Genomic DNA, 25505 nt, shown 5'->3' with positions numbered 1-25505 from the left:
GTTCCCTTCGCCGCGTCAGCGCGGCAGTCCGAGGGCGCGGGCGATCATGCCCCGCTGGATGTCGTTGGTGCCTCCGCCGACGACGTACATGACGCTCATCCGCAGGCCGGTCTCGAAGTCGCCCCCACCGGGGACGTCGCCGGCCAGGGCGGCGATCGGTCCCAGCAGGTCGGGCATCGCCTCGCCCCAGTCCTCGGCCAGCTCGCCGCCGAGGACGCCGGCCATCGGGGCGGCGAGCTTGGCCGCGTCGCTCTGGGCGCTGATGGCGGTGGCGACGAGCGCGCGCAGGGCCTGGAGCCGCGCGACGAGCGAGGTGAGGGTCGCGCGGGCGGCCGAGCCGCGCGGTCCGAGGAGGTCGGTGCCTCGCACATGGTCGAGGAGGTCGTCGAGCTGACGTTGCAGCTGCGAGGCGATCCCGCCCATCACGACGCGCTCGCCGGCCAGGGCCGTGGTGATGACACCCCAGCCGCCGTTGACCTCGCCGACGCGGCAGGAGTCGGGCACGCGGACGTCGTCGTAGAAGACGGTGCAGGAGATCTCGCTGCCGAGCGAGGTCATCGGGTGGATCGTGATCCCCGGCGTGTCCAGCGGGACGAGGAACATCGTGATCCCGGCGTGGCGCGGCTGGGCGTCGGGGTCGGTCCGGGTGGCCAGCCAGACGTAGTCGGCCATCTGGGCGCGCGTCGTCCAGACCTTCTGGCCGTTGATGACCCACTCGTCGCCCTCGCGGACGGCCTTGGTCTTCAGCGAGGCGAGGTCGGAGCCGACGTCGGGCTCGCTGTAGCCGAGGCAGTGGCGCAACTCGCCGCGCCGGATCATCGGCAGGTAGTGGGCCTTCTGCTCCTCGGTGCCGAAGCGCATGATGGCGGCACCGATCAGCATCACCGAGGAGAGCTGCCACTTCGCCGGCACCCGGGAGTAGGCCATCTCGTCGTGCAGGACGACCTGCTCGGAGAGCGAGGCCCGCCTGCCGCCGTACTCCTCGGGCCAGCCGAAGCCGTACCAACCCTTGTCCACGAACGCCGCGACAGCCGCGTCCGCGTCGAAGTCGTCGCGGCCGCCCGGCCCGCGCAGCCCGTCGATGACGGTGCGGACCTCGCTGCGGAAGGCCTCGGCCGTCGCGTCGAGGGCGAACTCGGGCAGACCGCCCTCACCCTCCACGAGTCGGTCGCCGACCGTCCCCGCCGCCGGGGCGAAGAGCGGGATCCGGAAGAGGTCGGCGTGGACGCGGCGGAACAGCCAGGGCCCGAGGTGCTCCTCGAAGTAGCCGATCGCTGCCAGCGTGTGGTGCGAACCGAGCTGGATCCGCCGCGCGGCCTGGAGGATGTACGCCGTAGCGAGCTCAGCCGACAGCAGACGATCGGCAGCACGATGCTGATGGGCCAGCACGGCCCGCTGGAGCAGCTCACGCGCTCCGGCGACGTCGATGGCGACGCTGGCCGTGCGCTGCTGGACGGCGCCGAAGGAGCCGATGGGCTTGCCGAACTGGATCCGCGTCTTCGCGTGCTCGACGGCCAGCTCATGGGTGAGCTCGGCGGCTGCGGCGGCGCGCGCGGCGAGTGCGAGCCGCAGCACCACCTTGGCCTCCTCCGTCTGCTCGGCGGAGAGCTCCACGACCTCCTCGTCCGGTCCGAGCGTGACGGTGCTCCAGGAGGGCCGCGCCAGGCCCTCGGTCTCGACCCGGGCCAGGACCGGTCGCAGTCGGGCCGGGCCGGCATCCTCGGGAAGGACTAGGACGTGGGTGAGCGTGCCCGCGCACTCGACGTAGGGCACGGTGTCGTCGGTCGAGGTCTGACCGACAGCGACGCGCAGGTCACCGGCGCCGATCCGCGAGGCCCACTTCTCGTCGAGTCGCGCGGCGACGTAGCCGTCGGCGAGCGGCAGGTCCGCGGCGTACCGTCCGAGCTGGCCCATGGCGGCCAGCAGGCCGGCGAGCTCGTCGCCGGCCCCCAGATCGAACCAGCCGCCCTCGACCGCCGCGGCCCACAGCCGCGGCTCGACGGCCGCCGAGCCGCCCGCTGGAGCATCCTGCCCGCACACGTCCCGCAGGACTGCGGCGATGCTGGCCTCGAAGTCGCGAACCTGGTCGACGTCCATAGCATCAGCAACACTCATAACAACAGTTGTATCAGTTAACTGTTTGCGACGCCACCGCACAGAACGAGATTCTGACCACGCGGAGTCTCGACTAGGATCCCGCCATGAGCACGCCCGCTGCCGCCCGCACCAGGGACGCCGTCCGGCGCGGCATCAAGCGTCGCGAGGAGGCCGCGAGCGCCGACGTCAGCCGCCTCGTCGAGGCCGGGCGCCACCTGCTGGCCGGAGACGGCCCCACCCGGGTCGCGGACATCGTGCGCGAGGCGGGCGTCTCGATCGAGGCCTTCTATCGATACTTCGGCAGCAAGGACGAGTTCGTCGCCGCCGTCGCCGAGGACGGCGGACTGCGGGTCGCCGCCTACGTCGAGCGCCGGATGGGCGAGGCCACCACGCCTGAGGAGAGGATGCGCGCCATCGTCGCCGGCATGCTCAAGCAGGCCGATGGCCCGCAGCTGCGCACGAGCACGCGCAACATCCTGGGTCGCCGCGGCTCGGAGGAGAGCCACCGCAGCCGCAACGACTTCGCCCACACCATGGCCGCTCTCCTCCTTCCGGTCGTGCGCGACCTGGGCTCCCCCGACCCGGAGCGCGATGCCATCGCCGCCACGGGGACCCTGGTCGCCGCGATGGAGAGCTTCGTCTGGTCCGAGCACTCCCCCACACCGCAGGACGTCGACCACCTGACCGCCTTCCTCATCGCCGCGGTCACCCGAGCCGACGGATCACGTCCTCGACCATGAGGGTGATGGCGCCCGCCATCCGCGCCATCGGCGCCGGCAGCGCGCCACCGCTCCGGGCCCGCTTGAGGAGCAGTGCCGTCGCCGCAGCCTCCTTGTACGTCGCCAACGTGTCGAACCAGTCCATGTCCGCGAGCGCATGGCCCGCGGCCGCGCTGTACGCCGCGATCAGGTCGCTGCGCGACGGAGTCCCCACCGGACCGTCCGGGGACGCCGCCGGATGGGCCGCCTCGTCGGTGAAGTACGTCAGCCAGGTGACATCGAGGCGCGGATCGCCCAGTGACCAGATCTCCCAGTCGATGATCGCCGTCACCACTCCCTCGGAGCACAGGGTGTTGCCGAGTCGGTAGTCCCCGTGCGTGATCGCCGGAGCCATCGCCGCGGGGACCGACGCACGCAGCGCTGCGGCTGCTGCGAGGTTCCTGCCCTGGAGGTCGGCCGGAACCGTCTCGAACGCCCTGGCCCAGCGATCGATCTCCTCCTCCAGGGTCACGACCGGCTCGTCGGACAGTCCGATCGTCTGCGGGTCGACGGCATGGAGGACGGCGAGCTCCGCGGCGGCCGACAGCGCGCGCCGTCGTACGTCGGCAGCCGGCGGCCGCTCGTCCGCGGCGACCAGGACCGGCTCGACGCATTCGCCCTCGACCCAGTCCATCGCGAAGTAGGGCGGGACGGCGGGCGGCTCGCCGGCATCGGCGAAGAGGGCGCGCGGGACCTTGACCGCCGTCCCCTCGAGCGCCTCGAGAAGTCGCGCCTGGCGGAGCACGTCCCGGTTGCGGACCGGCGGCAGCCCGGCCGGGGCGACCTTGAGCACCACCGGAGCGCTGTCCGCCAGGCGCACCCGGTAGGTCAGGCTCGATGCCCCGCCGGTCAGGGGCGACACCTCGAGGAGACGCTCCTCGGGGTGCCAGCGCGCCACACTGCGCGCCACCCGCTCGGCCAGCATCGCCTCCGACTCACCATGCTCGATCCTCATGCCGCCTCCATATCCGCCTCTTGTCATGATCAGAATGCCATTCTAGATTACGAGAACGCAATGACAGGAGCAGGACATGTGGGACTTCAGCACCGATCCAGACTTCCAGGAGCAGCTCGACTGGGTCGCCGAGTTCGTGCGGACCGAGTGCGAGACGCTCGACGTGCTCTATCCGCACGGAGGTGATCCGTACGACGTCGGCAACGAGGAGGCGCGCTCGCTCCTGCGACCGTTGCAGGAGCAGGTCAAGGCCCGCGGCCTCTGGGCCTGCCATCTGGGGCCCGAGCTCGGCGGTCCGGGCTACGGCCAGCTGCGCCTGGCGCTGATGAACGAGATCCTGGGTCGGTCCTACTGGGCCCCCACCGTGTTCGGCACGGCCGCCCCCGACACCGGGAACGCCGAGATCCTCGCCATGTACGGGACAGCGGAGCAGAAGGAGCGCTATCTCCAGCCCCTCCTCGACGGCGAGATCGTCTCCTGCTTCTCGATGACCGAGCCGCAGGCGGGAGCCGACCCCAAGGAGTTCACCTGTCGCGCCTGGCGGGACGGGGACGAGTGGGTGATCGACGGCGAGAAGTGGTTCTCCTCCAACGCGCGCTTCGCGTCGTTCCTCATCGTCATGGCCGTCACCGACCCGGACGCCCCGGCCTACCAGCGGATGTCGATGTTCGTGGTGCCCGCCGAGACACCTGGCATCGAGATCCTGCGCAACGTAGCGACCTTCGGCGAGCGGGACGACCTGGACGAGGGCATCCACGCCTACATCCGCTACCAGCACGTGCGGGTGCCTCTGGACGCGATGCTCGGCGGCCCCGGCGAGGGATTCAAGGTCGCCCAGTCACGCCTCGGCGGGGGCCGGGTCCATCACGCGATGCGAACGGTCGGCGTGTGTCGCCGGGCCTTCGACATGATGGCCGAACGAGCGCTCTCGCGTCGCACGCAGGGCGAGCGGCTCGCAGACAAGCAGGCGGTCCAGAGCATGATCGCCGACTCCTGGATCCAGCTGGAGCAGTTCCGCCTGCTGGTGCTGCAGACGGCCTGGAAGATCGACAACCTCCCGCATGGCGCCGCGCGCCTCGACATCGCCATGTGCAAGGTCGAGATGGCCCGGGTGATGCACGACATCGTGGAGCGGGCGATCCATCTGCACGGCTCGCTGGGGACGACGCTGGAGACCCCGCTCGCCCACTGGTGGGCCGCGGTCCCGCAGATCGCCCTGGCCGACGGCCCGACGGAGGTGCACCAGGGCACGATCGCCAAGCAGCTGCTGCGTGGCTACAGCCCCCACGAGGGACTGTTCCCCTCCGAGCACTCCCCCAGCCGCCGAGCCGCCGCCCTCGCTCGCCGCGCGAAGGAGCAGGAGTGACCACGACCGACCTCTTCGACCTCACCGGCAAGGTCGCACTCGTGACGGGCGGGAGCCGGGGCCTCGGTCGCGAGATCGCCCTGGCCTTCGCCGATCACGGCGCGGACGTCGTCGTGACGAGTCGCAAGCTCGCCGCCTGCGAGCAGGTGGCGGAGCAGATCCAGGCCCGCGGCCGCCGAGCCCTCGCGGTGGCGTGCCATGTCGGGCGCTGGTCGGAGATCGACGCGCTCGTCGAGGCGGCCTACCAGCGCTTCGGCCGCGTCGACGTGCTGGTGAACAATGCCGGGATGTCCCCGGTGGCGCCGTCCTCGAGCGAGACCAGCGAGGAGCTCTTCGACAAGGTCGTCGCCGTGAACTTCAAGGGCCCGTTCCGGCTGGGCGCGCAGGTCGGCGCTCGGATGGCGGCGGGCCACGGAGGCTCCATCATCAACGTGTCGTCCTCGGGCGCGCTGTTCCCGGCGCCGCTCTTCGGGCCGTACGCCGGCTCGAAGGCGGCGCTGAACACCCTCGCCGGGGTGTTCGGACGGGAGTACGGACCCTCGGTCCGGGTGAACACGATCTCCGCAGGACCGTTCCTGACCGACATCGCCGACGCCTGGCCCGAGGAGGCCCGGCAGCACAGCCGCAGCGCCGCGGGGCGGCCCGGCGACCCGTCCGAGATCGTGACGACCGCCCTCTACCTCGCCAGCCCGGCCTCGTCGTACACGACCGGGGCGCTGATCCGGGTGGACGGCGGTCTGTACTGATAATCGGGTAACTCATTAGACTGATTCGCATGACAGCGGAGACCACCGAGACCGGCTCGATCCTCGACACGATCGCCCTGGAGGAGCTGGGCGCGGGACACTTCCGCGGCAGGGCCCACCCCGGCGCACGGACGCGGACCTACGGCGGCGAGGTGGCGGGCCAGGCGGTGCTCGCGGCGAGCAGGACCGTCGCGGCGGACCGGCACATCCACGCGGCCCACACCTACTTCCTCCTGCCCGGCGACACGACCGTCGCCACGGAGTTCCTCGTGGAGGAGGTGCGTGACGGCGGCTCGTTCAGCGTCCGCAGGGTCGACGCCCGCCAGAACGAGCGCGTCATCTTCACGATGCTGGCCTCCTTCCAGGCCGACGAGCCGGGCCTGTCCCACCAGCCTCCACGTCCCACGGTGCCGGAGCCGGAGGGCCTGGTGCCCGCCGAGGAGCTCTTCGTCGGCGACGACGACAACCTCGGGTGGCTGCGCCGGCTGAGCAGCGCCGCCGGGGTCGACATCCGCTTCCCCGAGCCCCCGGGACGCGTGCTCGGCGCCCGCGGCGAGGCGACCGAGCCACGGCAGCGCGCCTGGCTGCGGTCGCACAGCCCGGTGCCGTCCGGACGCGCCGAGGAGGCCGCCGCGATGACCTACCTCAGCGACCTGTTCCTGCTGGCCACGGTGCTCAACCCGCACGGGGTCACCATCCAGGATCCGAACCTGCAGAACGCCACGATCAACCATTCCGTCTGGTTCCACGCACCGCTGCGCGTCGACGAGTGGTTCCTCTACGAGCAGGAGAGCCGGTGGGCCGGCGGGGCGCGCGGACTGGCCCACGGCGAGATCTACGACGCAGCCGGCACGCTGTGCGCCACCACCATGCAGGAGGGGCTGGTCCGGCTGCGCTGAGGCGGCCGGACCAGCCGCCTGGGTCAGGCGAGCAGCTGGCGGGCGATGGCGTACTTGTGGACCTCCGTCGGGCCGTCGTAGAGCCGGAAGGCCCGGATGTCCCGGAAGATCGCGCCGACGGGCGTCTCGTCGGAGATGCCGATCCCGCCGAAGACCTGCACGCAACGGTCGGCGACCTTGAAGAGCTCCTCGGAGACCATCGCCTTCACCATCGAGGACTCGTGCCGACCCTGCCGACCCTGGTCGAGCAGCGAGCAGGCCCACCAGATCATCAGGCGGCACTGCTGGAGCGCGATCTCGTTGTCGGCGAGCATGAAGCCGACGCCCTGGTGCTGGCCGATCGGCTTCCCGAAGGCCGTACGCCGCTTCGCATAGTCGACCGCCAGCGCCTGCGCACGCGACGCCGCCCCGAGCCAGCGCATGCAGTGGGTGAGGCGCGCCGGCGCGAGCCGGAGCTGGGCGTGCGCGAGGGCACGACCCGGCTCGCCCAGCACGGAGTCGGCCGGCAGACGCAGGTCGGTGAGGCGCACCACGCCGTGGCCCTCGACGTAGTTGCGGTCCATGGTGTCCATCGTCCGCTCGATCACGAGGCCGGCTACGCCGTCCTCGCACAGGAACAGCGTGGGTCCGACCCCCTCGAGGTCGGCCATGATGATCCAGGTCCGCGCGCCGGTGGCGCCGGTGATGAGCCACTTGGCGCCGTTGATCACGAACTCGTCGCCGTCGCGCACGGCGGTGGTGCTCAGCTGCCGGGGGTCCGATCCCGCACCGTCGGGCTCCGTCATCGCGAACGCCGAGCGACGCTCACCCGCGACCATCGGCTTGAGGTGGGTCTCGATCTGCGCAGGAGAGGCGATCTTGGACAGCAGGAACATGTTCCCCTCGTCCGGCGCCGCGCAGTTCATCGCGACCGGTCCGAGCGTCGACCAGCCCGCCGCCTCGAAGATGATCGCCTGCTCGACGTGACTGGGGCCCAGACCGCCCAGCTCGCTGGGCGCCTGGATCGTCAGCAGTCCGGCCTCCCGCGCGAGGCCCACCAGCTCGGTGCGCAGTTCCTCGGTCGGCCCGTGCGCGGTGACGCGCGCGTCGCTCTCATAGGGGACGATCTTCTCCTCCACGAAGGAGCGGACGCGGTCGCGCAGCTCGGCGAGCTCCGTCGGCACCTCGAAATCGATCATCGGTCGGTTTCCTCTTCTCTCGTCATCGGGAACTTCAGGGCGGCACGGGCGACCGGCGCCGCCGGGTCGGGAAACGGTCAGCCGTCGATGACGGACTGGGCGCGCTCGAGGAGACGGACGGCCGCGTCGTGGAGTCGATCTCCGACCTCGACGGGCGCCAGCCCCGCGCAGGCGCGCGCATGAGTGCCCTCGAGGATGATCCCCAGCTTGAGACAGGCCAGGACGACGTACCAGTCCATCCGGTCGAGATCGCGGCGCGCTCCGCCGGCCGCGGCGTACGCCTCGACCAGCTCCGACTGCGTCGCGACGCCGCCGGCCTCCATGAGCCTGCCGCCGAAGTCGGCGCTCCCGCCGGGCAGGTCCCAGGTCGCGAGCAGCCAGCCCAGGTCGAGGAGCGGATCGCCGATCGTGGACATCTCCCAGTCGACGATGGCGGCGACCTCGGGGCCCGTGCGGGCGAACATGACGTTGGACGCGTGGTAGTCGCCGTGCAGGATGCCGGGAGCGAAGCGCGCGGGACGACGTTCGTCGAGCCAGCGCGCCAGCCCCTGGACGTCGCCGATCTCCGGCCCGGGATATCCCTCGAGGTCGTCGTACGTCGCCAGCTCGCCGAGCCACCGACCGACCTGACGCTCGAGGAAGCCGTCGGGCTTGCCGAAGCCGGCCAGGCCGACCGCCTCGTGGTCGACCTCGGCGAGTGCGGCCAGCGAGCGTGCCATCTCCAGGCCCATCCGGTGCCGCAGGCTCGGCTCGTCCGCGTGCGGTGAGGGCAGCTCGACGCCGGCGTTGAAGCCCTCGACCGGCTCCATCAGATAGAACACGGCGCCGGCGAGGACCGAGGGGTCCTCGCACGCCGCGATGAAGGACGGGTGCGGGACCGGCGTACCGCCCAGCCCCGCCAGGACGCGGCACTCGCGCATGATCGAGGCGTTGCTGTGCTTGCGCAGGTGCTCCGGTCCGCGCCGGAGGACGTAGGGACGGTCCGCCCGGCGGAAGCGCAGCATGATGTTCTGCGTGCCGCCGGTCATCGCCGCGATCTGCTCGAGCGGGCCCTCCCCGAGGCCGCGCGCGTCCATCCAGCGGCGCACCGCCGCAAGGTCGACGACCGACTGGTCCGGTGCCACAACGCCTCCAGAAGTAGTTAACTCATTTATTCATATCATGAGCTACGGTAGGCGGCGATGACCTGCTCAGAACTCTCCGCACCCGGCCACACCCTCCCCGCGGCGCTGACCGCTGCCGCGCTCCGCTTCGCCGACGGCACCGTCCACGTGCACTCCCCCGGCCGAGGTATCACCGCGACCGTCGGCGAGCTGTACGACGAGGCCCGCAGGGTCGCGGGTCGGCTCCAGGCCGGCGGCATCGGCCCCGGTGACGTCGTAGCCGTCCAGCTGCCCAACTGCCGGGAGGCGATCGTCGCCTACGAGGCGGTCCTGTTGACCGGTGCGACGCTCCTCCCGATCGTGCACATCTACGGCCCGCGCGAGGTGGAGTTCGTCCTGGCCGAGAGCGGTGCTCGGGCCATCGTGATGGTCGACCGGTGGGGCAGCACCGACTACGCCGCGCGGGTGCCGTCGCTGCGTCGCCAGGTCGAGACGGTCGAGACGGTCGTGATGATCGGCGGCGCCGTCCCCGACACGGTCGCGTGGTCCGATGCCATGGGCGATCCCGTCAGCGGCGCCGTCCTGGAGCCCGTCGAGCCGGACGAGGGCGCGGTCGCCGTCCTCAGCTACACCTCGGGCACGACGTCAGCGCCCAAGGGCGTCCAGCACAGCCATGCGGGCCTGCTCGCGGAGATCCGGAGTCAGCCGGCGATCCTGGGGCAGGGCGAGGATGCCGTCGCCCTGATCTCGTTCCCCTTCGGCCACGTCGCGGGCCTGGTCTCGATCCTGCGCCCCCTCCTGCTCGGCACCCCGACGGTCGTGATGGACGGCTGGAAGCCGGACGTGGCGATCGACCTCATCGCCTCGCAAGCTGTCACGATGACCTCGGGCACGCCCCTCCACCTCGCGACGCTGCTCGACGCCCTGGAGGCCGGCGCGCCGCTCGGCAGTCTCGACGAGTACCTGGTGGGGGCGGCGACGGTTCCCTCCGAGCTGGTCGCCCGCGCCGACCGGCTCGGGATCCGGGCCTTCCGCTGCTACGGCTCGACCGAGCAGCCGACCATCTCCTCCGGCACGGCGCGCGACCCGCTCGAGAAGCGCCAGTTCACCGACGGTCTGCCGACGCCGGGCACCCAGGTCCGGATCGTCGACGAGCGGATGCGCGACGTGCCGCGGGGCGTCGACGGCGAGGTTCTCACCCGCGGCCCCGAGCTCTTCCTCGGTTACCGGGATCCGAGCCTGGACGCGGAGACGTTCCTCGAGGACCAGGACGGCCGCTGGCTGCGGACCGGCGACATCGGCCACCTCGACAGCGAGGGCTATCTCACGATCACCGATCGGGCCAAGGACGTGATCATCCGCGCCGGCGAGACGATCTCGTCCCGCGAGGTGGAGGACGTGCTGCTCGGCTGTCCCGGCGTGATCGACGCCGCGGCCGTCGCCGTACCCGATCCGTACTACGGCGAGAAGGTGGGCGCCATCGTCGTCGCCGCACCCGGCCATGCTCCGACGCTCGAGACGATCCAGGCCCATTTCGCCCAGGCCGGCCTCGCCCGTCAGAAGACCCCCGAGTACGTCGAGGTCCGCGACGCCCTCCCCCGCACACCGATCGGCAAGGTCCGCAAGGCGGAGCTCCGCGCGGAGGTCCGCGCGGCTCTCCTCAGACCTTGAACAACGGCTCCTTACCGAGCTCGTGGCGTGCCAGTGTCGCGAGGTGCACCTCGTCGGGACCGTCGAAGATCCGCATCGCGCGGTGCCAGCCGTAGAGGGCTGCGAGCGGGGTCGCGTCCGAGATGCCCGCCCCGCCGTGGACCTGGATCGCCCGGTCGATGACGTTGAGGACGGCTCGAGGCACCGCGACCTTGGCCGCGGAGATGAGCTGGCGGGCAGCCTTGTTGCCCGCGGAGTCGACCGCGTACGCCGCACGATGACACAGCGCCCTCGCCTGCTCGAGCTCGATGCGGCTCTCGGCGATCCGCTCCTGGATGGCGCCCTGCTCGGCGAGCGGCTTGCCGAACGCCACCCGCTGCTGCACGCGCTCGACCATCAGGGACAGCGCCCGCTCACCCGCGCCGAGAGCGCGCATGACGTGATGGATGCGTCCGGGGCCGAGTCTCATCTGCGCGGCGGCGAAGCCGCCGCCCTCCTCGCCGAGGATGTTCGCGATCGGCACGCGCACGTCGGTGAAGGAGATGGCGCAGTGTCCGTGCTGGTCCTGGCGCCCGAAGACGGGATAGGACCTCTCGATCACGACGCCGGGCGTGGCGGTCGGGACGATGACCATCGACTGCTGGCGGTGGGTGGGGGCCGTCGGGTCGGTCTTGCCCATCACGATCAGCACCTCGCACCGCGGATCCGCCGCGCCGGTGATCCACCACTTGCGTCCGTTGATCACGTAGGTGTCGCCGTCGCGCTCGATCCGGGTCTCGATGTTGGTGGCGTCGGAGGAGGCGACCGCGGGCTCGGTCATCGCGAACGCGGATCGGATCCGGCCCTCGAGCAGCGGCTGCAGCCACCGCTGCTTCTGCTCCTCCGTCCCGACGAGGTGGAGGAGCTCCATGTTGCCGGTGTCGGGGGCCTGGCAGTTGATCGCCTCCGGAGCGAGGTCGGGCGACCAACCCGACAGCTCCGCGATCGCGGCGTACTCCAGCTGCGTCAGGCCCGAGACCGCAGGCAGGAACAGGTTCCACAGGCCTCGGGCCCGCGCCTTCTCCTTCAGCTCCTCGACCACCGGCGGCAGGGTGTGGTCCTCGGGGCCGACCGCCTCGCGATAGGCCTCGTACGTCGCCTCGGCGGGCAGGACCTCGCCCTGCATGAAGTCGATCATCTCGGCGTACAGGCGCTCCGCCTTCGCCGACGGCGCCGGGAACTGCGGATACATCGTCGTCATCAGATGTCCGTGACCCGAATGCCGGCGTGCGCCTTGTAGCGACGGTTCATGCTGATCAGGTTGGCGGTGAACGCCTCGACCTGGTGGGCGTTGAACTGCCGGCCCGCGAAGATGCCGCGGACACCCGGGATCGTCGCGGCGAGGTCCTGGACGAGGTCGGTCGCCTCACGCACGTCCCCCACCACCAGCACGTCGGTGTCGATCCGACCCTGCTCCGGGTCGTTGAGCAGAACGGCGCTGATGGTGTTGAACGCGCCGACCACGACGGAGTCGGGAAGGAGCATCTGAGCCTGCTCGACCGCCGAACCCTCCTCCACGAGGATCGGCGAGCACCCGTGCTTGCCGAACGACAGCGGGTTGACGCAGTCGACGACCACCTTCCCCGCCAGGACGTGCGCGAGCTCCTTGACCAGTCGCGCATGACCGTCCCACGGCACCACCAGGAGGACGATGTCGGCACCCGCAGCGACGGCTGCGTTCTCGCCACCGCCGACCGGCCCGCCGATCTCGGCGGTGAGCTCCTCGGCCATCGCCACCGCGCGCTCGCCGTCCCTGCTCCCGATCACCACCTCCAGGCCCGCGAGCGCGAAGCGCCGAGCCAGCCCCCGTCCCTGCGGGCCCGTGCCGCCGAGCACCGCCACGCGCTTGCCCGCGAGGGATGCCGGGACGGTGACCGCTACCGGGTCGTCGTGGATGGTCATGTTCATGCGACGTACTCCTTCAGCCGGGCGATGTCCTTGACCCGACGCTCGTGGGTGGTGGCGATGGGTGTGGCGTTGAGGGTGGTGACACCCGCGGCGACGAAGGCCGCCGCGCGCTCGGCGACGTGCCCCGGCGAGCCGAGGAGCGTCACGCCGTGCACGAGTCCGTCCGGCACCGCCGCCGCGGCCTCGGCCTTGCGACCCGACAGGAACAGGTCCTGGATGGTCTCGGCGGCCTCGCCGTAGCCGTAGCGGCCGGCGAGCTCGGTGTAGAAGTTCTTGCCCCTGGCGCCCATCCCCCCGATGTAGAGCGCGAGGTGCTGCCGCACGGCCTGGACGCCGGCGGCGAGCTCGTCGGCGTCCTCGGTGATCAGCACCTTGGTGTCGGCGCAGATCTCCAGCGGCGGGAGATCGGCGGACCGCTTCGCGCGCCCGGCCGCCAACGCCTCGCCGAATGCCGACTCAGCGCGCTCGGGCAGATAGAAGATCGGCTCCCAGCCCTCGCAGAGCTCGGCTGCCTGCTGCACGTTCTTGGGGCCGAGGGCCGCGAGCACGATGGGGATGCGCGAGCGAACCGGATGGTTGATCAGCTTGAGCGGCTTCCCCAGACCGCCCCCGCCGTACTCCGGGGTCAGGGGCAGGTGGTAGTACCGGCCGTCGTGCTCGACCGGCTCCCGGCGCCACACCGAGCGGCAGATCTCGACGACCTCTCGGGTACGACCCAGCGGGGCGTCGTACTTGATGCCGTGGAAGCCCTCCACCACCTGCGGCCCGGAGGCCCCGATCCCCAGGACGAAGCGCCCGCCGGAGATGTAGTCGATCCCGGCCGCCGTCATGGCCAGCAGCGTGGGCGTCCGGGAGTAGATGTTGAGGATGCTGGTCGCGATCTGGACCCGCTCGGTACGGGCGGCGATGAAGCCGATCTGGCTGACGGAGTCGAACGAGTACGCCTCGGGCAGCAGGACCACGTCGAGGCCCACGTCCTCGAACTCGCGCAACTCCTCGACGGTTTCGGCGAACCCACCGGCGTAGTTCAGCGGCATGCCAATCTTCATGCCGATAGACTAAATGAGTTAACTGATTTAGTCTATGGTTGCCCTGGCTTGAGTTCGACGAACAGCGCGTCCGCCTCGGCGCACAGCACCTCGCCGTGGTGCAGCGTGGCGCGCAGGAACCGCTTGCGGCCCTCCTCGCGCTCGAACCAGGCCCGGACCCGTAGGACCGGCCCGATCGGGGTGATCGACCGGAAGTCGGTCTTGAGGTACGCGGTGCGACAGGGCGCCCGGCCGCCGGACTGGGCGAGCCGGCCGAGCACCTCGTCGAAGAGCAGCGGGATGGCGCCCCCGTGGACAGCCATGTTGCCGCCCAGGAAGTAGTCGCCGAAGGAGACCGTGCCGGCGACCTCCTGATCGTCCTCGCCGGTCACCATGAACTGGGGCACCATCGTCTGGCCGCGCCCCGGCAGCTCGACGCGCCGGCCGAACACGCGCTCGCCCTCGGGCACCTCCAGCGGCTTGAGCCGGTCGGACCAGTAGGCGAGCTCCGCACCCAGTTGCGCGAGGGTCTCCTCGTCGGGCTGGGCAGCCGCCAGGTGGTCGAGGAACCCCCGCATCTGGTCGATCATGCGGCCGTACGCCGCGCCGTACTCCGGACCGCCCCCGGGCCAGCGTCGGGCCCAGGGGCGGTCCGGCCAGTCGGCGACCTCGCCGCTCAAGCGGGGATGCTTCCGGTGTGGACGCGCGCAGCGCGCAGGCCCTCCTCGGTGGACCCGGCCCGGATCGCCCAGTTCCCGCACGAGCACCAGCACTTGTAGTCGTCCCCGTCGGGGATGATCGCCTGGCCATCGCACCAGCCACCGCTGTTCGCGATGTTCTGCAGGAACTCCAGCGGGAGCTCGTGGAGGCTGTTGTCCTCGTCGAGTTCGCTCATGTCGTCCCTCTCCTCTCAGTCGGCCCTGCGGAAGACCGGAAGCAACCAGCCGTCCGCGATGGGATGGAAGTCGACGCTCAGCTGCATGCCGATCGTGACCTCTGTCGGATCGATATCGATGATGTTGCTGACCAGCCGTGCGCCCGGTGCGTCCGGCAGGTCGACGACCACCGGGACCAGCGTCACGTCGGGCATGCCGGGGAACCCGTGCACGACGGCGAACGAGTAGACCTCCGCCCGGCCGGAGAGCTCCGTCCACGTCACCTCGTTCGAGGAGCACTCGGGACAGTACGGCGTCGGCGGAAGCCGGAACTGACCGCACGCGGAGCACTGCGGGGCTACCAGACGCCGCTCCTTGGCCGCCGCCCAGAAGGGCTCGGTGATGGGATTGGGGGTGATGTGCACATGCTCGCTCGGCAGTGCTGTGGCGAGGACCATCAGTCGTCCCTTCCGAGGATCAGCCCGGACACCGGCAGGCTGGCGGGGCCACCGGTGACGAGGGCATGCTGGGCGCCCTGGACCTGGTTGATCGCAGTCCCGCGCATCTGCTCCACGCCCTCCATGATGTGCGTCATGCCGATGATGTACGCCTCGGAGAGCTGGCCGCCATGGGTGTTGACCGGGATCTGCCCCGGACGGGGGCTCGGGCTGTACCGGATGCTCCCGTCGAGCACGAAGTCGTTGCCCTCGCCGCGCCCGCAGAAGCCGTAGTCCTCGAGCTGCATCAACACCATCGGCGTGAAGTGATCGTAGAGCAGGGCCACGTCGATGTCGTCGGGGGTCAGGCCGGACTGCTTGTAGATCCGGTCGGCGATCGGCTTGTTGCCGGCCGAGGCGAAGTACTCGTCGGGCATCCCCATCCAGGCGAAGGCACGGCCCCACTTCCGGCTGCCGCCGTGAGCCACGGCGACGACAGGAACCGGCTTCTGCTTCAGGTCGCGGGCCCGATCGGCGCTCGTGGTGATCACGGCGACCGCCCCGTCGGTCTCCTGACAGAAGTCGTAGAGGCACAGCGGCTCGGCGATCATCCGCGCGTTGAAGTAGTCCTCGCGGGTCAGCGGCGTCCCGCGGAACCGTGCCTTGGGGCGTGTCTGGGCGTTCTCCCGCTCGGTGAGCGCGATCTCGCAGAAGGCGTCGCGGGTGGTGCCGTACAGGTGCATGTGACGGCGCGCCAGGACCGACATCAGATGGCCCGGACCGGCCAGCCCGCTCGGCTGGAGGAAGGAGTTGGTCGGATCCGGCGCGACGGCGGCGAAGACGGTTCCGAGTCGCTGCTTGGCCTGCTGGAGCGCCATCACCGTGACGACGACGGTGGCATCCCCTGCGACGATCGCGGCGCGAGCGAGGCCGATCGAGCCGGCCGCACCTCCGCCGCCCGACGTGAGGGACGCCGTGAAGGTGACCTCGTCGATGCCGAGGGTCTCCATGAAGTCAGCGGTGTCCATCTTCTCGCCGTATCCGGCTCCCGCGCCGGAGTAGTAGGCGAAGCCGTCGATGTCCTTGACCGAGATGCCCGCGTCCGCGCACGCGTTCAGGATGGCTTCACAGGCCAGCTCCGTCGTCGTCCGCGGCCAGGACTCGCCCCGCTTGTAGTAATCGGTCGCACCGATCCCGACGATCGCTACGTCTCGTAGCCCGTTGGTGCTCATGCCTGGATGCAGTCAGTGCTCTCCGGCACCGGCGGCACGTGCGGGAACAGCTCATAGAACGCACCCTGCGTGATCCGCTGCGTGGTCTCCGGGCGCGCGTCGGCGAACAGGCCCTCGAGCGTCTTCTGGGTGTGGCCGAAGGTGCCCTCCATGTGGGGGTAGTCCGAGCCGAACATCACGTTCTTGTAGCCCATCGCCTCGTTGGCGGCGACAGCTGTCTCGTCGTGCTGGAAGGAGGCGTAGACCTGCGTCATGAGGATCTCCTTCGGGTCGCGCGACAGCTTCGGGCGCACGGCCATGTGGTGCTGGCGGTAGCCCTCGAGGAGACGGTCGCCGAGGAACGGGATCCAGGTCGCACCGCCCTCGGAGATGAGGATCTTCAGGTCGGGGTGGCGGTCGAGCGCTCCCGACGCCACCAGCTTCATCGCGGCACGCTGACCGGAGAAGGTGGTCTCGGTGTAGTTCATGACAGCGCCACCCGGGCCGCGGTACACCACGCCGGCGCCGCCGGCGGTCATGTCGACCGGGTCGGTCCCGATGTGGAAGGCCGGGACGATGCCGGCCCGGTCGCAGATGTCCCAGAACGGCTCCCAGTCGTCACGGTGCCAGTCCGGCGCGCTGGGGTGCGGGGTCGTGGGCAGGAAGACCGTCTTGAAGTTGTTCTCGGCGAGCCACTCGATCTCGGAGACCGCATCCTCGACGCGCAGCGTGGAGACCTGCCCGGTGACGACGTAGCGGTCCGAGACCGGCACGAGCTCCTCGAGCGCGTACTCGTTGCTCGCACGCATGCACGCCTTGAGCAGCTCGGGCGTCCGGAACGTCGAGGCCCACATGCCCAGGCTGGGGAAGATGACCTCGCCCCACACGCCCTCCTTGTCGAGGTCCTTGAGGCGGGCGACGGGATCGCGCACGCCCTGCGGCTTGTGGCTCTCCTCGACGAACTTCACCACGGCCGAGGTCGGGAGCTTGCGCCGGAACGTCTGGCCGTCGACGGAGACGGTCTCCCACTCACCGTCGGGATCCTTCTCGGACTTGGGGGTCAGGTCCGCGAGCGCCTTCGGGAGGCGAGCGGTCCAGACGTCTTCGGGCTCGAGGAAGTGCGAGTCTCCGGAGTTGGTCCACATCTTGGCCATGGGTCTGCTCCACAACGATCGGAAGGTGAAGTTAATGCCAGGGCATTAACTAGTACGCTCCACATGTTGCCACCGCGACCCGAGCGTGTCCATACTTTCTAAGAACAAATCATTATCTTTTGGTCTGGAGGACCACCGTGCCCGAGCCCGAGCCCGTGGACGCCACGACGTCGCCGCGACGTCGGCACGCCAGCGGCGAGGCGACGCGCGTCCTGCTGCTCGAGGCGGCCGAGCGCCTGTTCGCGATCCGCGGCATCGACGCGGTGACCTTGCGCGAGATCCAGATCGCGGCCGGACAGTCGAACTCCTCGGTGATCACCTACCACTTCGGCTCCAAGGCCGGGCTGGTGCGAGCCCTCGTCGCGCATCGACAGGCCGTCCTGGATGCCGAGCTGCATCGCGGTGCCCAGCAGCTCGAGCGGGGGGTAGCCGAGCGACCCGACGGCATCGCCACCGCGCGCGAGCTCGTCGGCCTCGTCGTCGGTCCGCTGGTCTCCAGCATCAGGCGCGGCGAGATGTACGTGCCCTTCCTCGCGAGGCTCTCCGAGGACCCGCTCGCCCGCTCGGAGTACTGGCCGCCCGACATCGACGATCGCAGGTACTCCGAGGAGACCGAGCAGCTCGTGGGCGTCCTCCTCGGCGGGCTCCCGGAGCGGGCGCGGCGCGCCCGCAACCATCAGTTCTTCACCTCCATGCTGCACGTCCTCGGCGATCACGCCCGCAACGGCACCGGGCTCGGGCCGGCCCGGGTGTCGAGCTATGTCGACGGCTGGGCGGCGCTCCTGGTCGCCAAGGTGTCGCCGGAGACGGCGGCCCTCCTCGAGAGCTGAGCCCGATCAGACAGCCTCGATGACGACCGCCCCGCCCTGACCGCCGGCCGCGCACATCGAGGCCACCGCGACGCCGCCACCGCGACGCCGCAGCTCGTGCGCCAGCGTGGTGAGCATCCGTGCGCCCGACGCAGCGATCGGGTGCCCGAGACTGCAGCCGGAGCCGAAGACGTTCACTCGCTCCTCGGCGATGCCGAGGATGCGGCACGCCGCGATCGGCACGGGGGCGAAGGCCTCGTTGATCTCCCACAGATCCACGTCGGACACCGTGAGCCCGGCACGGCGCAGCACCAGCGGGATCGCCTCGACCCCGGCCATGCCGGTGCGATACGGGGCGACGCCGATCGCGCCCCACGCCCTGACCCTAGCGATCGGGGTCAGGCCCTGGTCGTCCGCCAGCTCCGAGGACACCAGCATGAGCGCGGCCGCGGCGTCGTTCATGCCCGACGCGTTGCCCGCGGTGATCGAGAACCCCTCGATCTCCGGATGGAGCGGCTTGAGGGAGCCGAGCTTCTCCAGGGTGGAGCCGCGCCGCGGGTGCTCGTCCACGGCGAACTCCTCGACGGCGCCGTCGGCCTGGGTGATCTTGACCGGAACGATCTCCTCGTCGAAGACGCCGGCGTCGATCGCTGCGATCGCCCGCTCATGCGATCGCAGCGCCCAGCGGTCGAGGTCGTCCCGGCTGAGTCCGACCTCCAGGCAGGTGTTCCAGCCCACCGAGATCGTGACGTCGTCCGTCGCCCGATCGTCGTAGGGGAAGGTCGGCGCCATGCCGACCCGAGGCTCCTCGCGCCCGGGCACCCGCCAGCTCTGCTGGGGTGCCATCGAGAAGGAGTGGGCTCCGCCCGCGATGACCGCCCGCTCCATGCCGGCGATGATTCCGGCAGCGGCGTTCCCGACCGCCGTCAAGGACCCGGCGCAGTGGCGGTTCACCGCTTGGCCCGGGACACCCGTCAGCCCGGCGGCGACCGCTGCATAGCGGGCGAGGTCGCCGCCGCCGTACTGGCTCTCGGCCAGGATGACGTCGTCGACGAGCCCGGGGTCCACCCCGGAGCGGGCCAGTGCCTCGCCGACCACGAGCGTGGCCAGCTCCTCGGCCGGGGTGTCGCGCAGGGTGCCCTTGAAGGACGTGGCGATCGGGGTGCGCACAGCGCTGACGATGAGGGCGTCGCTCATGGGATCACTCAGTTCTGTTGGAGAAGCTCGACAAGGTGCGGCACATCCGCGAGGGCGCGGAGGGCGTCGTTCAGATGGGTGCAGCCGGCGGTTCCCTTGAGCCGGTCGAGAACGACGGCGCGCAGGTCACGGAGGTGGACACCGAGCAGTTGGTCGACCTGGCGGACGGCGAGCGGGCACTCGGCGTACGGGAGGACGCGCGCGACCGGCTCGACGCGGGTCAGCTCGAGGGTCCTCACACTGGCCTCGGCCTCCAGGGTGTACTCGTGCACGGCCTCGCGGCCGCCGTCCGGGGTGGTCGAGGAGTCCTGGAACATGGCGTCGATCCGGATGACGTCGCCCTCGAGCCAGACGTCGATCCGCCGCATCCGTCGCATCGCCGTCTCCGTGATCTCGGGGACCTCGTGCCAGGCCAGCGGGTCCGCGTCCTCGGCGAGCTGCCTGACCGCCCGCGTCCGGTGGTTCCACCGGGAGGTGCCATCGGGGGCGAGCCCGCTCGACCCCGGCATGAAACCGGTGCAGATGCCCTCCATCCGGCGCACCTGTCCCTTCGCCCGCGCGGCCTCGAGGAGCAGGGGCAGCTCCTTCCACCTGCTGAAGGCGAAGCCGCTGATCAGGGTGGCGCCAGGCGTGTCGTCCACGAGCAGCGAGGACGGCGCGTGGGCTTCGACGACGCCCGGCGCCACCTCCCCCAGCGCCGTGCGGAATCCGCCCATCGCACTGACGCCGACGAGCTGCGGCACCTCCTCCACCGCGCCGCTGCCGACGTCGGTGATCACCAGGGACTCGACGCGCCGCTCCGGGCTGACGAGCACCTCCACCCTCTGCTCGGCGAGCACCTCGGCGTCTCCCCCGAGGTCGGTCTGCAGATCACGTCCGCGACCCGACAGGGTGAGCGTCGTGCCGAGGCCGTCGGCCCAGGTCATGTCGATCGTCGTCGTGCGCCGCAGCGATCCCGGCCGGCGTGGCGGCGTGGCGTCCACCGGCCCGAGCGGAGCGAGCTCCTCAGGTACGTCGATGCTCACGGGGCCGGCACCTCCTGGGGACGCCGGAAGGCCGCTAGGAGCGCGCCGGCAGCCAGCACGCCGCCGACCGCGGCCGCGACGGCCCACCCGGTGCCGGCGAGATCGAGTGCGAGCGCGTGGTCGAGGGACCATGCGCCCGGGCCGGTCGCCGCGAGTCCGATCGCCACCAGCGCGACGAGGACGACGTACTCGGCCCCGCCCTTGAAGACGAAGTAGCCCTTGCCCCGGTGGTCGGTCAGAGCCGCCACCACCATCAGTCCCACGTAGGCGAGGGCGTCGAGCCCGGTCAGCAGTCCGAGCGTCAGCAGGGTGCCGGCGCCGATCTCGGTGGAGGCGGCCAGCCGGGCGTGGAGCCGACCCGGCCGGAGACCGAGGCTCTCGAACCAGGCGGCGGTCCCGCGCAGGCCCCCGCCGCCGAAGACCTTGTTCCACCCGTGGAGCACCAGCATCGGACCGAGCGCGACGCGGATGACCGCGAGGCCGAGATCCATCTCCATGAGCATGCTCCCTTGCATCGGATCGGTTGAATCATATTACTGTTAATGTCGTACAACAACGACAAGGGCCTCGCCACCACGGCGCAACCGGCGTCGTGCGGCTCGAGGAGCCGTTCGACGGAATAGGATCAGTGATATGAGCGAACTGGTGGGAGTCCCGAGCGGCGTGCAGCAGGTGGGCACCGTCATGCGCGCACCGAAGACGGCCGAGCTGATCGCGTCGCACCTTCGTCGCCAGATCGTGAAGGGCGAGCTGACCCCCGGGGAGACCCTGCCCCCCGAGGTACACCTCATGGAGCAGTTCGGCGTCTCGCGTCCCACGTTGCGCGAAGCCTTCCGGATCCTCGAGGCCGAGTCGCTCATCGGCGTCCGGCGCGGCTCGCGCGGTGGTGCCCAGGTGCTGGAGCCCGACCCCCACGTCGCGGCGCGTCACGTCGGCCTGCTCCTGCAGCTGCAGGGCACGACGATCCAGGACGTCTACGAGGCGCGTATGGTCACCGAGCCCGTGTGCGCCGCGATGCTCGCCTCCCGCAGGACCGAGGAGGACCTGCAGGATCTCCGCACCGTGGTGGCCCACCTGCGCGAGATGCTCAAGGCGGGCTTCGAGGCGATCACCGACCTCGCGACGTGGTCGCGCTCGACCTACCGCTTCCACGAGCTGATCATGCAGCGCTGCGGCAACAAGACCCTCGCGGTGCAGGGCGCGGTGCTGGCCGACATCGTCGACGTCCACCTCCAGCAGTCCCTGGCCAAGGGGCTGGGCGAGGACGAGGACGTCTCCGACCGCTATCAGACGACGGTCCGCTCCTACGAACGACTCATCCGCTATGTCGACGCGAAGGACTCCGAGGCCGCGGAGAAGCACTGGCGCAAGCACATGGAGGTCGCGGCCCAGTACGTCTTCCTGCACGACGCCAAGAACACGCCTGTCGTCGACCTGTTCGGCTGAGCCCCGCCCCGTCGCTCCTGCCACCGATCAGAAGTACGCCGCCGCGTAGCGTTCGAGGCCGTCGACCGCCGCGCCCACCGACGTGCACGGCAGGTGGAGGACGAAGCAGTCGACTCCGATCTCGCCGAGTCGACCGAGCAGATCGCGGTGCTCCTCCTCGCTCGCGCCGCCGCGGAGCACGTCGGTGTGCAGGCCCTGCACCTGGATCGTGATGGCGGCCTCCTCACCCCTCGCCTCGGCGGCCATCGCGCGCACCTCACCGATCCTGGCGGGCAGCTTCTCCAGGGTCAGCACGGCGGTCCGGGAGGTCTGCGCCACCATCTCCGGGACGAGCAGCGGACTCCAGCCCTGGTTCAGCGCGGCGCGGCGCCGAGACAGCGCCGAGTTGCCGCCGATCAGGATCGGCGGGCCGCCCGGCTGCACCGGCCCGGGAACATGTGCGACGCCGATGCCGGGAAAGAACCGACCCTCGAACGTGGTCGGCTCCGTGCCGGCGCTCCAGAGGGTCTTCATCACCTGGAGTGCCTCGTCGAAGCGCTCGTTCCTGGTCTCGAAGTCGACCCCGAGCGCCAGGAACTCCGAGCGCAGGTAGCCGGTGCCGGCCACCACCGTGAGCCGGCCGTCCGACAGCAGATCGACTGTCGTCAGCGCCTTCGCCGCGGCGTACGCGTTGTGGTAGGGCAACACGAGGAGGTGCGTCATCAGCCGGATGCGCTCGGTGACGGCTGCGCAGAAGGCGAGGGCCGAGGTCAGGTCGAGCGTGTCGTGGCCGCCGTTCTGCAGCCACTTCAGGGAGGGCGCCGGGTGCTCGGTGAAGGCGATGGCGTCGAAGCCGAGCTTGTCAGCGGCTCCGGCGACGGCGCTGACCCCCGACCGGCCCAGGAGCGCACGGTCGTGCTGAGGACCGCCGACCGGGTACTCCACGGTGAACCTCATGCCGTCGCCTCCATGGTCGCGGTGGTGGTGGCCCGTACCGCCTCGATCACGGCCGCGGTGTCGCTGACGGTCGCGAGGAGTCGCAGCTGGTGGGCGAGGAGGAACTCGTGTGTCTCGGCGGAGCTTCCGGCGGTACAGTCCTCGGCCACGACGACAGCGAAGCCGCGATTGACCGCCTCCAGCACCGCACCGGGAATCCCGACGTCGGTCGAGACGCCGCCGATGATCAGCGTCTGCACGTCGAGCTGACGCAGGTACGCCTCGAGCTCGGTGAGGTGGAACGGCGTCAGCCCGTGGACGCGGCGGATCCAGATGTCAGCGGCGCTGGTCTCCAGGCCGGGATGCAGAGCCGCGAGGTCGTTGCCCGCCGCCAGGGCGCCGCGGTGCAGGCCCGCGAGGAGCAGGCAGTTCCCCGCCGTCCCGACGCGGTCCGAACGCGGCTCGATCGTCGACCAGAACACCTGGATGCCGGCGGCGCGAGCCGCTGCCGTGAGGTCGTTGATGTGCAGCGTGGCGTGTCGGGACTCGGCGTGCTCGGCCAGACCGGGAAGGGTGGTCAGCGCCGGATCCACCGTGCCACGCTGCCATTCGTGGATGAGCACCGCCGCCCGGCGGCCGGGCTCGAGGCCACGGACCGCCGGGCGGTCGGGGGCGGCGGTCATCAGCGGGGCGCCATCCGGATGGCGCCGTCGAGACGGATGACCTCGCCGTTGAGCATGACGTTGTCGACGATGTGCGCCACCAGCTTGGCGTACTCCTCGGGGTTGCCGAGCCGGGAGGGGTGCGGCACCTGGGCGCCCAGCGAGGCGATCGCGGGCTCGGGCAGCGTCTGGAAGAGCGGGGTGAGGAAGAGCCCCGGCGCGATCGTGTTGACGCGGATCTTGTGCTGGGCCAGGTCACGGGCGATCGGCAACGTCATGCCGACGACGCCTCCCTTCGAGGCCGAGTACGCCGTCTGGCCGATCTGACCTTCGAACGCCGCGACCGAGGCGGTGCTCACGATGACGCCGCGCTCCTCACCGTCGACCGGCGTGTGGGCGACCATCGCGGCCGCCGCGAGGCGGGTGACGTTGAACGTGCCGATCAGATTGACGTTGACGACCTTGGTGAAGTCGGCGAGCGGGAACGGAGTGCCGTCCTTGGCCACGACGCGCACCGCGTTCCCGATGCCGGCGCAGTTGACAGCGACGGCGAGGGGACCGTTGGCCACCGCCAGGTCGACGGCGGCCTGCACCTGCTCCTCGTCGGTGACGTCGGCGGGCGCGAACGCGGCGCGCTCCCCCAGGTCGTCGACGACCTTCTTCCCGTCGCTGGACGGAAGGTCGATGATGACGACGTACGCGCCCAGCTCGTGCAGCCGCCGAGCGGTCGCGAGGCCGAGGCCGGAGGCGCCGCCGGTGACGAGGGCGGACTTGCCAGCGATATCCATGGGTGTCTCTCTTCGTGGGGTGGACGTGGTCAGAGGCGCTCGATGACGGTGGCGTTGGCCATGCCGCCGCCCTCGCACATGGTCTGCAGACCGAAGCGGCCGCCGGTGGACTCGAGGTGGTTGAGCAGGGTGCTCAGCAGACGGGTGCCGGAGCCGCCGAGCGGGTGACCGAGTGCGATCGCGCCGCCGCGCGGGTTGAGCTTCGCCGGGTCGGCGTTGAACTCGTGGGCCCAGGCGAGCGGGACCGGTGCGAACGCCTCGTTGACCTCGTAGGCGTCGATGTCCTCGATCGTGAGACCGCTCCGCGCGAGCACCTTGTGCGTCGCCGGGATCGGACCGGTCAGCATCACCTCCGGGTCGGAGCCTGCGACGGCGAAGGAGTGGAAGCGGGCACGCGGCGTCAGGCCGAGCGCGGCCGCCTTCTCCTCGCTCATGATCAGGGCCGCCGAGGCGCCGTCGGTCAGCGGCGAGGAGTTGCCAGGAGTGATCGACCAGGTGATCTCGGGGTACTTCGCCGCCATCTCCTCGGTGTAGAAGGAGGGCTTGAGGCCGGCGAGGCCCTCGGCCGTGGTCGACGCCCGGACGGTCTCGTCGACGGTGTGGAGCGAGCCGTCGGAGAGCCGCACCGGCACGATGTCCTTGTCGAACCCGCCGGCAGCGGCGTACTCGGCCGCACGCTGGTGGGACCGGGCGGAGTACTCGTCGAGGGCGTCGCGGTCGAACTTCCAGCGAGCCGCGATGAGCTCGGCGCCGATGCCCTGGTTGGGCAGGCTCGGGAACCGGGCGGCGAGCGGACCGTGCGGGTCGCCTCCTGCGGCCACGGCGGCCCCCATCGGCACCCGGCTCATCGACTCCACGCCACACGCGATCGCGATGTCGTAGGCACCGGCGATGACGCCCTGCGCGGCGAAGTGGGCGGCCTGCTGGCTCGAGCCGCACTGCCGATCGATGGTGGTTCCGGGGACGCTCTCGGGGAAGCCGGCGGTCAGAAGCGCCGTGCGAGCGATGTTCAATCCCTGGTCGCCCACCTGGCCGACGCAGCCGGCGATCACGTCGTCGACCAGTGCCGGGTCGAGGTTGTTGCGCTCGGCGAGAGCACGCAGCACGGTGGCGAGCAGCTCGGCGGGATGGACGCCTGAGAGGGCCCCACCCGGCTTGCCCTTCCCCGAGGCGGTGCGGACGATGTCGACGATCACAGCGCTGGTCATGGCGATCCTTTGAAGAGGGACTATCAGTTAGATGATTTAGTCGTTACGATA

General features: G+C 70.6%; 26 protein-coding genes. 7 read left to right on the top strand and 19 right to left on the bottom strand.

Annotated elements, in window-relative coordinates; genetic code table 11:
- Window positions 1-15: 15 nt before the first annotated feature.
- On the bottom strand, window positions 16-2097 hold the full coding sequence (locus P5P86_RS09310) for an acyl-CoA dehydrogenase family protein (protein WP_280611045.1): 2082 nt from the start codon (window positions 2095-2097) through the stop codon (window positions 16-18).
- Between the two features lie 104 nt (window positions 2098-2201).
- On the opposite strand from P5P86_RS09310, the gene P5P86_RS09305 reads away from it, so the two are divergent.
- Window positions 2202-2837: a TetR/AcrR family transcriptional regulator gene (locus tag P5P86_RS09305; RefSeq protein ID WP_280611044.1), complete on the top strand. Its 636-nt coding sequence runs from the start codon at window positions 2202-2204 to the stop codon at window positions 2835-2837.
- Here the strand turns inward: P5P86_RS09305 and P5P86_RS09300 are convergent.
- A complete protein-coding gene (locus P5P86_RS09300) occupies window positions 2803-3810 on the bottom strand; it encodes a phosphotransferase family protein (RefSeq protein ID WP_280611043.1) in 1008 nt (335 codons plus the stop codon). The two genes, P5P86_RS09305 and P5P86_RS09300, sit on opposite strands and share 35 nt — an antisense overlap.
- Window positions 3811-3886: 76 nt before the next feature.
- Here P5P86_RS09300 and P5P86_RS09295 point away from each other — a divergent pair, with 76 nt between their 5' ends.
- From P5P86_RS09295 to P5P86_RS09285, 3 genes are read left to right on the top strand one after another with little or no spacing between them, the layout of a single operon-like run.
- Entirely contained in the window at window positions 3887-5176 is a 1290-nt protein-coding gene (locus tag P5P86_RS09295; RefSeq protein ID WP_280611042.1) for an acyl-CoA dehydrogenase family protein, read from the top strand.
- Window positions 5173-5922, top strand: coding sequence for an SDR family NAD(P)-dependent oxidoreductase (locus P5P86_RS09290; RefSeq protein WP_280611041.1), 750 nt, complete (start codon window positions 5173-5175; stop codon window positions 5920-5922). The genes P5P86_RS09295 and P5P86_RS09290 overlap by 4 nt, the downstream gene beginning before the upstream one ends.
- A gap of 29 nt (window positions 5923-5951) precedes the next feature.
- Window positions 5952-6821, top strand: a complete 870-nt coding sequence (locus tag P5P86_RS09285; RefSeq protein WP_280611040.1) for an acyl-CoA thioesterase — start codon at window positions 5952-5954, stop codon at window positions 6819-6821.
- Between the two features lie 23 nt (window positions 6822-6844).
- Here the strand turns inward: P5P86_RS09285 and P5P86_RS09280 are convergent, their stop codons facing one another.
- Window positions 6845-7999 (bottom strand): acyl-CoA dehydrogenase family protein, encoded by a 1155-nt coding sequence (locus P5P86_RS09280; RefSeq protein WP_280611039.1) that lies wholly within the window; start codon window positions 7997-7999, stop codon window positions 6845-6847.
- Window positions 8000-8076: 77 nt separating this feature from the next.
- Window positions 8077-9123 (bottom strand): phosphotransferase family protein, encoded by a 1047-nt coding sequence (locus tag P5P86_RS09275; protein WP_280611038.1) that lies wholly within the window; start codon window positions 9121-9123, stop codon window positions 8077-8079.
- A gap of 57 nt (window positions 9124-9180) precedes the next feature.
- Here P5P86_RS09275 and P5P86_RS09270 point away from each other — a divergent pair, with 57 nt between their 5' ends.
- Window positions 9181-10773, top strand: coding sequence for a class I adenylate-forming enzyme family protein (locus P5P86_RS09270; protein WP_280611036.1), 1593 nt, complete (start codon window positions 9181-9183; stop codon window positions 10771-10773).
- Here P5P86_RS09270 and P5P86_RS09265 read toward each other — a convergent pair.
- From P5P86_RS09265 to P5P86_RS09230, 8 genes are read right to left on the bottom strand one after another with little or no spacing between them, the layout of a single operon-like run.
- The gene (locus P5P86_RS09265) at window positions 10763-11992 is read right to left on the bottom strand and encodes an acyl-CoA dehydrogenase family protein (RefSeq protein ID WP_280611035.1); all 1230 of its coding nucleotides are present in this window, start codon (window positions 11990-11992) and stop codon (window positions 10763-10765) included. The two genes, P5P86_RS09270 and P5P86_RS09265, sit on opposite strands and share 11 nt — an antisense overlap.
- Window positions 11992-12699, bottom strand: a complete 708-nt coding sequence (gene npdG / locus P5P86_RS09260) for an NADPH-dependent F420 reductase (protein WP_280611034.1) — start codon at window positions 12697-12699, stop codon at window positions 11992-11994. Before npdG ends, P5P86_RS09265 begins: the two co-directional genes overlap by 1 nt.
- Window positions 12696-13748: an LLM class F420-dependent oxidoreductase gene (locus P5P86_RS09255; protein ID WP_280611033.1), complete on the bottom strand. Its 1053-nt coding sequence runs from the start codon at window positions 13746-13748 to the stop codon at window positions 12696-12698. Before P5P86_RS09255 ends, npdG begins: the two co-directional genes overlap by 4 nt.
- Before the next feature lie 32 nt (window positions 13749-13780).
- Window positions 13781-14407: a PaaI family thioesterase gene (locus P5P86_RS09250; protein WP_280611032.1), complete on the bottom strand. Its 627-nt coding sequence runs from the start codon at window positions 14405-14407 to the stop codon at window positions 13781-13783.
- Window positions 14404-14622: a hypothetical protein gene (locus P5P86_RS09245; protein WP_280611031.1), complete on the bottom strand. Its 219-nt coding sequence runs from the start codon at window positions 14620-14622 to the stop codon at window positions 14404-14406. The genes P5P86_RS09250 and P5P86_RS09245 overlap by 4 nt, the downstream gene beginning before the upstream one ends.
- Before the next feature lie 15 nt (window positions 14623-14637).
- Window positions 14638-15060, bottom strand: a complete 423-nt coding sequence (locus P5P86_RS09240) for a Zn-ribbon domain-containing OB-fold protein (RefSeq protein ID WP_280611030.1) — start codon at window positions 15058-15060, stop codon at window positions 14638-14640.
- Window positions 15060-16271, bottom strand: coding sequence for a thiolase C-terminal domain-containing protein (locus P5P86_RS09235; RefSeq protein WP_280611028.1), 1212 nt, complete (start codon window positions 16269-16271; stop codon window positions 15060-15062). The genes P5P86_RS09240 and P5P86_RS09235 overlap by 1 nt, the downstream gene beginning before the upstream one ends.
- Window positions 16268-17404 carry an amidohydrolase family protein gene (locus tag P5P86_RS09230; RefSeq protein WP_280611027.1) on the bottom strand — a complete coding sequence of 379 codons (1137 nt, stop codon included), beginning with the start codon at window positions 17402-17404 and terminating at the stop codon, window positions 16268-16270. Before P5P86_RS09230 ends, P5P86_RS09235 begins: the two co-directional genes overlap by 4 nt.
- A 137-nt stretch (window positions 17405-17541) precedes the next feature.
- Here P5P86_RS09230 and P5P86_RS09225 point away from each other — a divergent pair, with 137 nt between their 5' ends.
- The gene (locus P5P86_RS09225) at window positions 17542-18234 is read left to right on the top strand and encodes a TetR family transcriptional regulator (RefSeq protein WP_280611026.1); all 693 of its coding nucleotides are present in this window, start codon (window positions 17542-17544) and stop codon (window positions 18232-18234) included.
- Between the two features lie 6 nt (window positions 18235-18240).
- On the opposite strand, the gene P5P86_RS09220 is transcribed toward P5P86_RS09225, so the two are convergent.
- The 3 genes from P5P86_RS09220 to P5P86_RS09210 are packed head-to-tail and all read right to left on the bottom strand — an operon-like array spanning window position 18241 to window position 20932.
- Window positions 18241-19410, bottom strand: a complete 1170-nt coding sequence (locus P5P86_RS09220) for a thiolase family protein (RefSeq protein WP_280611025.1) — start codon at window positions 19408-19410, stop codon at window positions 18241-18243.
- A gap of 8 nt (window positions 19411-19418) precedes the next feature.
- On the bottom strand, window positions 19419-20435 hold the full coding sequence (locus tag P5P86_RS09215; RefSeq protein ID WP_280611024.1) for a DUF2889 domain-containing protein: 1017 nt from the start codon (window positions 20433-20435) through the stop codon (window positions 19419-19421).
- Complete coding sequence (locus tag P5P86_RS09210) at window positions 20432-20932, bottom strand: DoxX family protein (protein WP_280611023.1); 501 nt, start codon at window positions 20930-20932, stop codon at window positions 20432-20434. Before P5P86_RS09210 ends, P5P86_RS09215 begins: the two co-directional genes overlap by 4 nt.
- 136 nt (window positions 20933-21068) lie before the next feature.
- On the opposite strand from P5P86_RS09210, the gene P5P86_RS09205 reads away from it, so the two are divergent.
- Entirely contained in the window at window positions 21069-21881 is an 813-nt protein-coding gene (locus P5P86_RS09205; RefSeq protein WP_280611022.1) for a FadR/GntR family transcriptional regulator, read from the top strand.
- Window positions 21882-21908: 27 nt separating this feature from the next.
- Here the strand turns inward: P5P86_RS09205 and P5P86_RS09200 are convergent, their stop codons facing one another.
- From P5P86_RS09200 to P5P86_RS09185, 4 genes are read right to left on the bottom strand one after another with little or no spacing between them, the layout of a single operon-like run.
- Complete coding sequence (locus tag P5P86_RS09200) at window positions 21909-22817, bottom strand: TIGR03619 family F420-dependent LLM class oxidoreductase (protein WP_280611021.1); 909 nt, start codon at window positions 22815-22817, stop codon at window positions 21909-21911.
- Window positions 22814-23479 carry a cysteine hydrolase family protein gene (locus tag P5P86_RS09195; protein WP_280611020.1) on the bottom strand — a complete coding sequence of 222 codons (666 nt, stop codon included), beginning with the start codon at window positions 23477-23479 and terminating at the stop codon, window positions 22814-22816. Before P5P86_RS09195 ends, P5P86_RS09200 begins: the two co-directional genes overlap by 4 nt.
- Window positions 23479-24246 (bottom strand): 3-hydroxyacyl-CoA dehydrogenase, encoded by a 768-nt coding sequence (locus P5P86_RS09190; protein WP_280611019.1) that lies wholly within the window; start codon window positions 24244-24246, stop codon window positions 23479-23481. Before P5P86_RS09190 ends, P5P86_RS09195 begins: the two co-directional genes overlap by 1 nt.
- Window positions 24247-24275: 29 nt before the next feature.
- Entirely contained in the window at window positions 24276-25454 is a 1179-nt protein-coding gene (locus P5P86_RS09185; protein ID WP_280611018.1) for a thiolase family protein, read from the bottom strand.
- Between the last annotated feature and the right edge of the window lie 51 nt (window positions 25455-25505).

This window comes from Nocardioides sp. BP30 (assembly GCF_029873215.1).
GTDB lineage: Bacteria > Actinomycetota > Actinomycetes > Propionibacteriales > Nocardioidaceae > Nocardioides.
The sequence above is the reverse complement of the archived record's forward strand: the minus strand, read 5'-3'. Positions and strand labels throughout refer to the sequence as shown.